We start from the raw sequence: 12254 nt of genomic DNA on the forward strand, positions 1-12254 counted from the left end.
ATTTACCCAGACTAAAAAATAGTGTTGATTCCTGATTGAAAAATCAAGGGAGATGAATAATGAAAATAATCCAAACTTTATTGATGTTACTGGCATTATCTAGTACAGCTTTTGCTGAGACTCAAAATATACAAATTAATCAAAATAATTTTGAGTTGAAAACAGGGATGAATCAAGATGATGTTGATTTATTACGAAAAGATATTGAATTATATCGAGATAATAAAAAGCTGCTCACGCATACAATTTATTCAACCACGGGTGACTGTAGTATTCTCCAGATTGAATTGGGTGATTATGAGATTAAAGATAATAAGATTATTTTTTATAGCTACTGGGCTTCGGGTGATCGGCAGGGACTCTGGACCTATCCTTATGGTGTGCGCAAACAAACCTATACTGTGGATGCAAAGGGTAAAGTGGAATTAGTCAGTGCTGTACTATATGTTGAAGATATTTTGGGTGATCCGCTTAGCACAAACCCAGATGAGGAATACCTTCAATTTTTGCATACCGCTCCAAAAACTAAGCAACAACAACGTGCATTGAGTGAATATATTCAAACCATGCAAAGTGATTATAAAGGTCGATTTGTGCATGGACAGGAACGGGCGCGCTTAATTCAAGAAGTGAAAAGCAAACTTGCCAAGCAAATTGCGACTGAAACCAAAGGATGGAAAGAGCAGTTTGGTACAAATATGCGAATGTAAGTTTATTCGGCTTTTTGAGCATTGAGAAGTTGAATTGCGACAATAGACAGTGTGGCCATTGCGGTATTCATGATGAAAGGATTAAAACCCCGCGCAAAATAGTGTGGATAAACGATCGCAACAACCAGTAAAAACAACAGCATCGCGATGATATTTAAATAATGCAGAAGCTTTGATTGTCTAAAAATAAGAAATAATCCACCAAATATTATTTCTCCAAATCCTGAGAGTTCAATAAGTCTAGGAATGGGCAACAATTGAATCCCTGTAAATTGCCAAAATTGTTGCTCTTCGATGACTTTATATATAATTTTAGGGATGAGCCCTTGATAAAACCATAATACAGCCAGTGAAATATGAATGGTCAATAAGGCATTCTGAAGTACTTTAGAATTTTGCATCAATGCTATGTTCCAAAAAATGTTTTTTATTTTTAGATGAAGGCAGTAAACACTGTGCAGTTGTACCAAATAAACGATAGCGATTTAAAGCGATTCGGCAATATAGAAAATCTCGGATAAATTTAGGTATCCCGTACCCCATTTTTAAATATGAAAAGGGTGGTCCTAAGCTTTCAATCACTTTTAAAAACGCAGTGGATTCACTATAGGCTTGCCCATTTTTAATCACCAACATGCTATCAAATTGCTCAGTGGGCATTTGGTAATGTCTTAAGATGTCTTGTCCTAAAGGTGATTGCACCGAAGTTAATTTAAATTGTGCCTGTGTATCATATTTGATTAAAAACTTTGCCCAGCCATTACATAACACACAGATTTCATCAAATAAAATGATGTCATGTTGTTGAATTAGCGCTTCAATTTTCTGTTGCATGGCTTTACTCGCAATTGGGAGTTTCTTCAATATAGTGCATTTATACAAAATAAAAAACCGCCCGAAGGCGGTTTCTATTGAATGACTTTTATTGAACTAGACTTATTGAAAACCAGGATGACCTTTACCAGGATCGCTATCCCGTGCAGCTTGTGCATCTGCAACAGTTAAGCCCAAGGCTTTTGCCACGCCTTCACCATACGCTGGATCACATGCATAACAGTTACGGATATGACGATACTTAATAAAATCAAGTGCATCACCCATTGCACCCGCCGTATTATCAAACAGTGCTTGTTTTTGCGTATCATTCATTAAATTGAATAAAGCGCGTGGTTGGCTGAAATAATCCGAATCATCTTGGCGGAAATCCCAATAATCTGCATCACCACTGATTTTTAATGGTGGTTCTTTAAACTGAGCTTGTTCTTGCCATTGGCTGAAACTGTTCGGTTCATAGTGTGGTAAACCGCCATAGTTTGCATCGACACGGCCTTGACCATCACGGTGATTAGAGTGAACAGGGCAACGTGCAGCATTGACAGGAATTTGTTGATAATTCACACCCAAACGGTAGCGTTGAGCATCGGCATAGTTAAATAATCGCGCTTGCAACATACGGTCAGGTGAAACACTAATACCTGGAACTAAATTGCTTGGTGCAAAAGCTGATTGTTCTACATCAAGGAAGAAGTTTTCAGGATTTTTATTCAGCTCAAACTCACCCACATCAATCAGTGGATAATCTGCATGAGGCCAAACTTTGGTAAGGTCAAATGGATGATAAGGGACTTTCTCTGCATCTGTTTCAGGCATGACTTGAATTTGAAGCTTCCACTTTGGGAAGTTACCATTTTCAATCGAATCAAATAAATCACGTTGATTACTTTCACGATCTTTAGCAACAACCGCTTCCGCTTCAGCATCGGTTAAATTTTCAATGCCTTGTTGGGTGCGGAAATGAAATTTGACCCAAAAACGTTCATTGTTTGCATTGATAAAGCTGTACGTATGACTACCAAAACCATGCATATGGCGGAAGCTTTTTGGAATACCACGATCAGACATCACAATCGTCACCTGATGCAAAGCTTCAGGTAATAACGTCCAAAAATCCCAGTTGTTGGTTGCACTACGTAGATTGGTTTTGGGGTCGCGTTTTACGGCTTTATTTAAATCTGGGAATTTACGCGGATCACGCATGAAAAAGACAGGAGTATTGTTTCCAACGAGATCCCAGTTACCTTCTTCGGTATAGAACTTGAGTGCAAAACCTCGAATATCACGTTCTGCATCTGCTGCACCACGTTCACCAGCTACAGTGGTGAAGCGTGCAAACATTTCCGTTTGTTTGCCAATTTGTGAGAATATTTTAGCGCGTGTGTACTGAGTAATATCGTGAGTTACGGTAAATGTACCAAAAGCACCTGAACCTTTTGCATGCATTCTGCGCTCAGGAATAACCTCGCGTACAAAGTTGGCCAGTTTCTCGTTTAACCATAAATCTTGTGCCAGTAGAGGACCACGTGCGCCTGCCGTTAAACTATTTTGGTTGTCTACAACAGGTGCACCAAAAGCCGTTGTCAGGTGGGTTACAGGACATTTTTTTGAGTCTTGGCTCATTCTATTTCTCCATTTTTAATTAATCATGTATTCATTTTTGAATAGATGGAATAGATAAAGAATATTCGCTATTACATGACATTAACCGTAATTGAAAAACCAATATAGTGCACAATTGTTAAATCTAATTGATCTAAAAATAAATGATTTGTCATTTATTTTTAGAAACAACTTACCGGTCTTTATCTGCTTTAAAAATATTGTTGATCAAGGAAGAGCAAGCAATGTTTTAAAGCGATAACTTTACTTTAGAGTGATTTTTTATATTTGTGAAATTGATAAAAATATTATTATTGATTTGTTTTGGCGATTAATGGGGCAGAGCTCTGCGTACTGATAGGTAAAATAATAATTCAGCTTTTATTTACAATAATAATGATGGTTTAAAATATAAAAAAAATAAAAATCAATAGCTTGTGTTTTTTGGTGAAAATGGACTTGGATACAACCAACTTGTCTTCATCCATTTGAGAATATTTTGCAGAGCGAAAATTGATTGCATTCAATTTTAGAAAATCTGTTTTTTAATACATATAACGCTATTTATAATTTGAACCATATCCGCTTCCAAAACTTTCCAATCCTTAAACTCAGGTTCGATCAACAATGTCTGCGAGACAACACCATAGCAAATTCGTTGTACATTTAGACTTATCTGTTTGAGTTGTTCATCATCCTGAATAAAAGGTTTCAGCATGTTTTGCCACATCTCTACCATCATGGCATAACTTTTTTGATACGTTTCAATACTGGAAACCTGTCGTTCTAATAAGAAAGACTGGGCCCATAAAAATTGTTGTGCTTGAATTTGCTCAAGTTGAAAATGAATAATTTGCTGTAAATAGCTTTGAAAATCTGATTTTGTGGATAAGTCATACACGCTTTGTGCATAACTTTTCAAGACTTCTGCATTGCTTTTTACATGTTGGTGAATGGTTAAAGCAATCAAATCTTCTTTTTTAGAAAAATACTCATAGAACGTCCCTAAACCCACACCAGCAAGATCAGTAATTTCACGAATGGTAATTTTATTGGCAGGATGTTCATGTAAAAGCCGAACAAAACTTTCCATCAACGCTTCTTGCGTGATACGTGCCCTTGATTGGCGGGGTTTACGACGCACATTGATTGCAGGTAAAGCCATAAAAATAATCCGAACATCCTTGAAGGTATTTTCTTCTATACTGAATGCAATTGGTAAAAACAACAAGACAGGAATTCAGGATGAACACAGCAGAGAATTGGCAAACACATGAAATCAGCAATCAGTTTGACGAACTGCAAAACTATAATTTATTGACTACAGATCAAGTCTTACAAGAAATTTTGCAACGTTATGGCAGTCAGGATCAGCAATGCCTAACTGAGTTTTCAAAGATTGCGGGTTCTACTGAATATTATGAATATGCCGATTTGGCCAATCGACATACTCCTGAATTACATAGTTTTGATGCTCGTGGTCGCCGTAAAGATTTTCTAGAGTTTCATCCTGCATGGCATAAATGGATGCGGCTAAATCGACAATTTGACACACACGCACATCCATTTAATCATCCACAATCAAGTTCAAAATGGGTCGATTGGGCGGCTCGATTTTTCCTGAGTGGACAAGTCGAGTGTGGCAATCTATGCCCTAATTCTATGACGCTAGGTAGTATTCCCTTAATTCAAAATGAACCTGAGTTGTGGGCAAAAGTTGGTGAAAAGCTCTTATCGACTGAATACGATGAACGTGACATTCCGATTTCTCAGAAAAAATCAATTTGGTTAGGTATGGGGATGACGGAAAAGCAGGGCGGGTCAGATGTGCGCGCCAATGAAACACGGGCTGTTCCTGTAGCTGAGTCAGGACGTGGGCAAGCATATCTACTGACAGGACATAAATGGTTCTTTTCCGCACCAATGTGTGACGCACATTTAGTCGTGGCAAAAACTGAACAAGATGGATTGGCCTGCTTTTTTGTACCACGTTGGCTAGAAGATGGGACAAAAAATCCGGTTCAAGTACAACGACTCAAAGATAAAGTGGGTAATCGCAGTAATTCAAGCTCAGAAGTTGAATTTAAAAATGCTTGGGGCATTATGATCGGTGAAGCTGGGCGCGGGATTCCCACGATTATTGAAATGGCAAACTATACACGTTTGACCTGTTCAGTCGGTTCAAGTGCGATGTTACGTCAGGCTTTGGTGCAATGTATTGCCTATACCCGTCAGCGTAAAGCCTTTGGTAAACATTTGGCGGAACAACCGTTGATGCAAGCGGTATTGGCGGATTTAGCTTTGGAAACAGAAGCAGCCATGCAATTGAGTTTTCATCTTGCGCATTGCTATGAGAGTGATGATGAATTATCTCTGGCATGGAGACGAATCATGACACCAGCAGCAAAGTTCTGGGTGTGTAAGCGTGCCGTGGAGTTGACAGGTGAGATGATGGAAGTCTTCGGTGGCAATGGTTATGTCGATACAGGAATCATGGCACGTATTTTTAAAGAAGCCCCTGTAAACACCATTTGGGAAGGCTCTGGTAATGTGATGTGCTTGGATGTATTACGCGCAATTCAACGTGACCGTGAATCAATTGAAGTCTTATTTAAATCATTTGCACAAGTTGCATCTCAAGATCCAATTTTACAAGATGAATTACAAGCTTTATTTAAATTATTTAATGGCTTACAAGCAGATGAATTGCAATTTATGGCACGTAGCTTAGTCAGTCGTTTGGTTATCTTGGCACAAGCTATTTTGCTGAAACAATATGCACCAGATTTTGTTGCGGATGCTTTTATTGCAACACGTTATAGTGCGTTTTATGGACGCGTGGTCGGAATGTTAGATGCACAAGCTGTGGATGTAAAACGTTTGTTAGATAGAGCTTTAGCTTAATCCCTTCGAAAACGCAAAAGCGGCATTATGTAAATAATGCCGCTTTTTTTTAAGCCACTTTTATCAAAGTTCAAGCTTGGGATGTGTAATCGAAATTACTTTTGTTTTTTAAGCTTTTTTTTGAGCTTTTTCAATTTACCTTCGTGTTTGGAGATTTTTTCCAAACGTGCTTTGATTTTCTGTTTTAAAGATTTAACTTGCTTAGACATCATGTTACTCCTTAGTTTGAGTATCCGTTGGCTGATGTTTTTTGATAAAACTACGGATAAATTTTCTTAACTCACGCGCTGCACTGGTATCCATCGTTTCACAGAGTTGCAAAAACTGGTCACGCTCATCACTGTTAATGCGAATTAAGAGTTGCCCATCTTTTTTATTCACCTTTGTCTTTTTGGGTAATTCAGCCATGACGTATTTATCCCCAAAGGTGATAATCCAAAAAATGTATATACAATATATATGCATTTTTTGGTTTTGGCAAATTTATATTGTTGAAAATATTTAATATTTATGTTTTTTATTGAAATTTGTTGTAATTAAGTTTTTATTTCAGTAAATAAGTTGTTGTTATCGCAGTTTTTATCTTTTAATAAAAATTTGTTTATGAGCGGAAGAATCAACAGTAGATTACAAGCGGATGCTTTTATTAAAACACCTTATAGTATGTTTTATGGATGAGTTGCTGAAATGTTAGATATGCAAGCTGTGGATGTAAAACGATTGCTAGATAGAGTTTTACTGAGTACATCGTGTATGTAGTGAGTGAGCTATTTTTAAAAGAAAACCCATTTATTTATAATGAGTTTTCTTTGTTCATTGAACTCAGCATTTCACAGAATTAATTAGATTTAATCAGCTCAACTCTACGATTTAAAGCTTTACCGTCTTCAGTTGAATTATTCGCAATAGGGTGTGTATCTCCCAAGCCTTTGGCTGTTAAACGGCTTTGTTGAATTCCAGTATTATTGGTTAAAGCTTTAACAACAGCATTTGCACGTTGTTCTGAAAGCGTTTGATTATGTTTGGTATTACCTGAATTATCTGTATGACCATTAATACTCAATTTGAGTTCAGGGTTGTTTTTTAGCAGTTGAATGACTTGTTCAATTTGGGGTTGAGAGTCAGGCAAAATATTCGCTTGATCCGTGGCAAAGTTAACCTCAATATTGACTTTATTGTCCTTATCCAAAGCTGTTTTGAGTTGGCCTGAATTTAATACTTTAGCTGTAATTTCAACAGGTTTAGTTTCTGCGACGAATAGGCCAGCATGTCCATTCCCTGCCTGTGTCAATTGGAACCAAATATTTTTATTGGCTTGACGTATCACAAAGGTCTGTGTCGGGTTATTAAAAATATCTCCCAATCCTGCAACATAATCGACTTGGAATTTTTGTGGGATCTTTTCTAATTCTTGTTGAGGAATTTTACTCTGTGTAATTTCTTTGCCACCCAATTGCTGGATTACATTTTCCAAATTACGTTGCAATTCTAAAAAACTTCCTTCTTTATAATTTTCATTTTGTTGAATGGCTGCACTATATAATTGACCTTCAATATTTTCGATATGTTGACCTGTCCAAAATGGTATTTTCTCAAAATTTACGGTCGTTGCTTCGTGAAACTGATAACCATTTGGCAAAGAAATATATGGAAACTGACCAAGTGTAATATTTGAAATTGGAATCTTGGAGAGATCAAAAGTGTTCTCTGTAGATTCAGTTTTCGCAGTTTCAGATGGTACAGAACTCGTACTTGATTCAGTTGTTATGACTTCTGCTTTCTCAGGTTTACTACATGCGATTAAACCAAGTGTAGGAATAACCAATAATAGTAGAAAACTCGATAATTTCTTTTGATTGAACACATGATCCTCCAGTTCTAACTCATCACCCTATATTTTATTGAGCATATTTATATTCAAATTTCTTTAAATACTATAGATAACAATACTCATGAATTACATGAAGTTTTCAATCTGATTTGTAAAATTTTAATTAAATTAAAAATGATCTTTTGATGATTAAAATCAATTTGAGATAAGTCTGCAAATTTGCCTTGATGCAATAGTTAAAAAGAGTGCAATAGAAAATAGTCACAAACTTGATCAATACAAATACTTGTATTCTACACAAAAAAGCGTAATATCAGATTCCCACTGATCAAGTGGTATACAGCAAAATAGGTAAAGAAAATGGCAAAGAAAAAAGCAATGCCAGAGGTTGTGATTCACAACTTTGTGGCCAAACACATGCATGAAGTCAACAAAAGCCAAGTGTTTGTAGATCGTAAAAAGAATGCAAAACGGGGTTATGATAAACACAAAAAAGGTCGATATTCTGATGATTATCGGCCTTTTTTGTGGACTGCAATTTTTGCTTAAATAATTATAAAAATCTAATAAAAATAAATAATTAAATATTGACCAAACGATTCGATTTCACCATATCGGCCAAACCATGATGCTTAAAGTAATACTCCATCCAGCTCTTGACCATGAGTGGGTTATTCATCGCTATTACTTCTTCTAATAACTTTTGTGCATCTGTCATTGATACATGACAAATCGCTTTACGCACACGCAAAATATTACTTGAACTCATCGACAAGGTATTGAATCCCATTGCCATAAGTAAAATGGCTGAGAGTGGGTCACCCGCCATTTCTCCACAAATACTGATTGGTTTTTCATACTTATGACATTCTTGAACCAACCGTGTTAAAGCACGGAGTACAGAAGGGTGGAAGTGTGAATAAACACTAGATACGCGTGGATTATTACGATCAACTGCCAATAAATATTGTATTAAGTCATTTGAACCGACTGAGAAGAAATCGACCAATTCAGCAAATTCACCAATTTGTAAAAGTACACTCGGTACTTCAACCATAATGCCGATTTTAGGTTTGGCAAATTTAACTTGTTCTTCTTCCTGAACTGCAATCCAGTCACGTTCCAGTAAGTAAAGTGCTTCTTCTACTTCACTGACACTGGTAACCATTGGCAATAAAATATGCAGATTGTTTAAGCCGATACTGGCTTTTAACATTGCTCGGATTTGTGAGGAAAAGATTTCAGGGTGATCAAGGGTAAAACGAATGCCACGCCATCCCAACGCTGAATTTTCTTCTTCAATTTGGAAATATGGTAGGTCTTTATCCGCACCAATATCAAGTGTACGCATCACCACAGGTTTGTTGGCAAAGTGACTGAGCTGTTGACGATAGATCGCACGCTGTTCTTCTTCGCCTGGGAAACGTTCACGCAGCATAAATGGAATTTCAGAACGATAAAGCCCTACACCTTTTGCACCACGTTGAACTCCGCGTACCACATCAATCATGAGACCGGTATTTACATACAGCTTTACTGCAACACCATCAGGGGTAATGGCATCTTTGGTTTCATATTGCTTTAAATCTTTGGCAATTTGTTCTTCTTCTTTTTGGATCTCTTTATAACGTGTACGTAAACGACGTGGTGGATTGACAAAAACCCGACCTTGATAAGCATCGACAATCATTTCGACATCATCAAGCGTATTTACCGGCAGTTCAGTAACACCCACGACAGTTGGAATACCAAGCGCGCGCGCGACAATCACCATGTGTGAGTTGGCAGCGCCTTCAGAGGTCACAATCGCAGCAATTTTATCTACAGGGAGCTCAACCAAAGCAGCCGTACTGATCTCATCCCCAATTAAAATACTTTCAGAGGTGATCTCTTTATGACTAGTATCGCCTTCTTGTAACGCAGCTAGGATTCGGCGTCCAAGGTCTTTTAAATCAGATACACGTTCACGTAAATAGTCATCTTCCATTTGCGCAAAAAGCGCAACATGGCGTTCAATCACATTTTTAACTGCACCTTGCGCCCAGCTTCCATCTCGAATAATTTCTTTAATTTCAGCAGGTAAGGCATTTTCATCCAACATACGTAAGAACACGCTAAATAAAGCACGTTCCTCCGCCATGAGCGAATCTTGCATCTTGTCATCAAGCGATTGAATTTCATTGCGTACAGACGCAATGGCTTGGTCTAAAAGCTTAAGTTCTTCACTGATATCATCGGCATCACGGTCTGGTACCGAAGCTAAATCTGCCGGAGGGTAAAGGATGATGGCACGGCCAAGTGCAATACCGCCTGCACCAGATGAACCTTGGAAGGTCTTGTAGTTAGATGAATTGCTGGGTTTTCGGAAAACATCAATATTACCCACTGCATGTGCATGGGCAATTACCCCAGAGAGTTGCGCACATAAGGTCACCAGAAATGATTCTGCTGCCTCGCTAAAATCTTGAGGTTCGGTGTTCTGAACCACCATCACGCCCATCACTTTGCGGCGATACATGACTGGAACACCAAGGAACGAGTTATAGATCTCTTCCCCTGTTTCGGGGAAGTAGGCAAACCGTTCGTGTTTAAACGCATTGTCTAAGTTGACAATCTCTTCACGTTGTCCCACTAAACCAACCAAACCCTCGCCAAGTTGTAAGGAAACTGTCCCTACAGATTCTTGATTTAAGCCTTTGGTTGCCATGAGTACATAACGCTGGTTACGTTCATCTAAAAGGTAAATAGAGCAAACATCAACATGCATGGCTTCGGAAACTTGATTGACCATGATTTCCAAGGAATCATGCAAACTGACTGACGCATTGATCTCTTGTACAATACGTCTTAATGTGTCCAGTTGCATGTTCGACATGGATGTATGCTCCTAATTTAAGCTATGTTTTAAAGCGACTTCATCAGTATTATTTATAACAGTACTACCTTGAAAAATCATTCATATTTTGAAGAAATTTCAGCTGTATATTTCGGCATTCGCATACATAACTCCATCATCGCTTTACGATATACATCTCGTTTAAAATTCACCACTTGTCCAAGCGGATACCAGTAACTAACCCATTGCCATTGATCAAACTCCGGCGGGTCAGAGAGATTCAACTGAATATGTTTCGTTGAAGCTGTGAGTTTCAGTAAAAACCATTTTTGCTTTTGTCCAATACAAATCGGATCGGAATCCGAGCGAATGTATCGAAGCGGCAAACGATAATGCAACCAGTCATCTGTCTGGGCAATAATTTGGACATGTTCGGGTAGGAGCCCAACTTCTTCTCGTAGTTCTCTAAATAGAGCTTGCTCAGGAGTCTCTCCAAACTGGATACCTCCTTGAGGAAATTGCCAAGCATTGTGTCCAATGCGTTTTGCCCATAAAACTTGTCCAATATCGTTTGCCAAAATGATCCCGACGTTGGGTCGGAAACCTTCTGAGTCGATCATTTGGCTACCTAAAATTTGTTAATTTCATTTGACTTTATATATGGGGACATACACTCTTTTGTCCAACTCGATAAAGTCAAAGTAATAATGTTTTAAAATTGCTATGATCTTAACGAATTTCTATCGACTAGCGGTGATAGATTTACAATTTTTTTCTTAAATTTCAGTTTAAACGAGTATTTTCATGGAATTGGCGCTGTTTGACTTAGATCACACCTTATTAAATACAGATTCTGACCATTCTTGGGGAGAGTTCTTAGTCAATGAAGGCTTGGTCGATCCAGTCCGACATCGTGTGATGAATGATCAGTTTTATGAAGATTATAAAGCAGGCAAGCTTGATCCAATTGCTTATAATGAATTTGTCTTTGAGTTTCTTACTCAACACGATAATACTTATTTAACTGAGTTACATCAGTTGTTTATGCAAAAAGTGATCCGCCCACAAATGCGTCCAGCTGGTTTTGCCGCGATTCAAAAACATAAAGATTTAGGACATGCGTTGGTTGGTATTACGGCAACCTCAGATTTTATTACAGCACCTATTTTCCGTGAATTTGGTATCAGCGAAATTATTGCGACCAATGCTGAAATAAAAGATGGGAGATACACAGGGAAAGTGATTAATGTCCCATGTTACCAAAAAGGTAAATTGGCACGTTTAGATCAATGGCTCGATGGACGTACTGTCACTGAATCATGGGCTTATTCAGATTCTATTAATGATCGTTTTTTATTGGAATATGCTGATCATGCGATTGCAGTAAATCCTGATGATCGTCTTGAGCACTTCGCCAAAGAACAGGGGTGGGATATCCAAGATTGGTCGATTTGAGATAGATTGATTATTGTGATTTAAAGTAGTGTTGATCACTTTTTTTTATAGGTTCATGGTTTTGTTAAAAATGCTAAGTTTT

General features: G+C 37.8%; 12 protein-coding genes. 4 read left to right on the forward strand and 8 right to left on the reverse strand.

Annotation, left to right across the window (positions count from 1 at the left end; genetic code table 11):
- The first annotated feature begins 59 nt into the window (after positions 1-59).
- The gene (locus tag ACG916_RS02670) at positions 60-710 is read left to right on the forward strand and encodes a hypothetical protein (RefSeq protein WP_336952215.1); all 651 of its coding nucleotides are present in this window, start codon (positions 60-62) and stop codon (positions 708-710) included.
- Between the two features lie 2 nt (positions 711-712).
- Here the strand turns inward: ACG916_RS02670 and ACG916_RS02675 are convergent, their stop codons facing one another.
- From ACG916_RS02675 to ACG916_RS02690, 4 genes are all read right to left on the reverse strand, one after another.
- Positions 713-1111 (reverse strand): DoxX-like family protein, encoded by a 399-nt coding sequence (locus ACG916_RS02675; protein WP_336952214.1) that lies wholly within the window; start codon positions 1109-1111, stop codon positions 713-715.
- Entirely contained in the window at positions 1098-1544 is a 447-nt protein-coding gene (locus ACG916_RS02680; protein WP_336952213.1) for a thiol-disulfide oxidoreductase DCC family protein, read from the reverse strand. Before ACG916_RS02680 ends, ACG916_RS02675 begins: the two co-directional genes overlap by 14 nt.
- A gap of 102 nt (positions 1545-1646) precedes the next feature.
- Positions 1647-3167: a catalase gene (locus tag ACG916_RS02685; RefSeq protein WP_004718136.1), complete on the reverse strand. Its 1521-nt coding sequence runs from the start codon at positions 3165-3167 to the stop codon at positions 1647-1649.
- Between the two features lie 508 nt (positions 3168-3675).
- Entirely contained in the window at positions 3676-4311 is a 636-nt protein-coding gene (locus ACG916_RS02690; protein ID WP_419327073.1) for a TetR/AcrR family transcriptional regulator, read from the reverse strand.
- An 80-nt stretch (positions 4312-4391) separates the two neighbouring features.
- On the opposite strand from ACG916_RS02690, the gene ACG916_RS02695 reads away from it, so the two are divergent.
- Positions 4392-6050, forward strand: coding sequence for an acyl-CoA dehydrogenase family protein (locus ACG916_RS02695; protein WP_419327044.1), 1659 nt, complete (start codon positions 4392-4394; stop codon positions 6048-6050).
- A gap of 213 nt (positions 6051-6263) precedes the next feature.
- On the opposite strand, the gene ACG916_RS02700 is transcribed toward ACG916_RS02695, so the two are convergent.
- Together ACG916_RS02700 and ACG916_RS02705 are read right to left on the reverse strand one after the other, a co-directional pair.
- Positions 6264-6458: a hypothetical protein gene (locus ACG916_RS02700; protein WP_419327045.1), complete on the reverse strand. Its 195-nt coding sequence runs from the start codon at positions 6456-6458 to the stop codon at positions 6264-6266.
- 430 nt (positions 6459-6888) lie between these two features.
- On the reverse strand, positions 6889-7914 hold the full coding sequence (locus tag ACG916_RS02705) for an OmpA family protein (protein WP_419327046.1): 1026 nt from the start codon (positions 7912-7914) through the stop codon (positions 6889-6891).
- A gap of 327 nt (positions 7915-8241) precedes the next feature.
- Here ACG916_RS02705 and ACG916_RS02710 point away from each other — a divergent pair, with 327 nt between their 5' ends.
- A complete protein-coding gene (locus tag ACG916_RS02710) occupies positions 8242-8430 on the forward strand; it encodes a DUF7230 family protein (RefSeq protein ID WP_004718115.1) in 189 nt (62 codons plus the stop codon).
- 31 nt (positions 8431-8461) lie between these two features.
- On the opposite strand, the gene ptsP is transcribed toward ACG916_RS02710, so the two are convergent.
- Together ptsP and ACG916_RS02720 are read right to left on the reverse strand one after the other, a co-directional pair.
- A complete protein-coding gene (gene ptsP, locus ACG916_RS02715; RefSeq protein ID WP_336952206.1) occupies positions 8462-10756 on the reverse strand; it encodes a phosphoenolpyruvate--protein phosphotransferase in 2295 nt (764 codons plus the stop codon).
- A 77-nt stretch (positions 10757-10833) separates the two neighbouring features.
- Positions 10834-11337, reverse strand: coding sequence for an RNA pyrophosphohydrolase (locus ACG916_RS02720; RefSeq protein WP_336952205.1), 504 nt, complete (start codon positions 11335-11337; stop codon positions 10834-10836).
- A gap of 184 nt (positions 11338-11521) precedes the next feature.
- Between ACG916_RS02720 and ACG916_RS02725 the strand changes: the two genes are divergently transcribed.
- Positions 11522-12172 carry an HAD family hydrolase gene (locus ACG916_RS02725; RefSeq protein WP_419327047.1) on the forward strand — a complete coding sequence of 217 codons (651 nt, stop codon included), beginning with the start codon at positions 11522-11524 and terminating at the stop codon, positions 12170-12172.
- The last annotated feature ends 82 nt before the right edge of the window (positions 12173-12254 follow it).

Origin of the sequence: Acinetobacter legionensis, from assembly GCF_048552295.1 — a bacterium.
GTDB lineage: Bacteria > Pseudomonadota > Gammaproteobacteria > Pseudomonadales > Moraxellaceae > Acinetobacter.

Excerpts from the sequence above, each read along its gene's own strand:
- ACG916_RS02670 (WP_336952215.1), top strand. The coding sequence starts at position 60 with ATGAAAATAATCCAAACTTTATTGATGTTACTGGCATTATCTAGTACA.
- ACG916_RS02675 (WP_336952214.1), bottom strand. The coding sequence starts at position 1,111 with ATGCAAAATTCTAAAGTACTTCAGAATGCCTTATTGACCATTCATATT.
- ACG916_RS02680 (WP_336952213.1), bottom strand. The coding sequence starts at position 1,544 with ATGCAACAGAAAATTGAAGCGCTAATTCAACAACATGACATCATTTTA.
- ACG916_RS02685 (WP_004718136.1), bottom strand. The coding sequence starts at position 3,167 with ATGAGCCAAGACTCAAAAAAATGTCCTGTAACCCACCTGACAACGGCT.
- ACG916_RS02690 (WP_419327073.1), bottom strand. The coding sequence starts at position 4,311 with ATGGCTTTACCTGCAATCAATGTGCGTCGTAAACCCCGCCAATCAAGG.
- ACG916_RS02695 (WP_419327044.1), top strand. The coding sequence starts at position 4,392 with ATGAACACAGCAGAGAATTGGCAAACACATGAAATCAGCAATCAGTTT.
- ACG916_RS02700 (WP_419327045.1), bottom strand. The coding sequence starts at position 6,458 with ATGGCTGAATTACCCAAAAAGACAAAGGTGAATAAAAAAGATGGGCAA.
- ACG916_RS02710 (WP_004718115.1), top strand. The coding sequence starts at position 8,242 with ATGGCAAAGAAAAAAGCAATGCCAGAGGTTGTGATTCACAACTTTGTG.
- ptsP (WP_336952206.1), bottom strand. The coding sequence starts at position 10,756 with ATGTCGAACATGCAACTGGACACATTAAGACGTATTGTACAAGAGATC.
- ACG916_RS02720 (WP_336952205.1), bottom strand. The coding sequence starts at position 11,337 with ATGATCGACTCAGAAGGTTTCCGACCCAACGTCGGGATCATTTTGGCA.
- ACG916_RS02725 (WP_419327047.1), top strand. The coding sequence starts at position 11,522 with ATGGAATTGGCGCTGTTTGACTTAGATCACACCTTATTAAATACAGAT.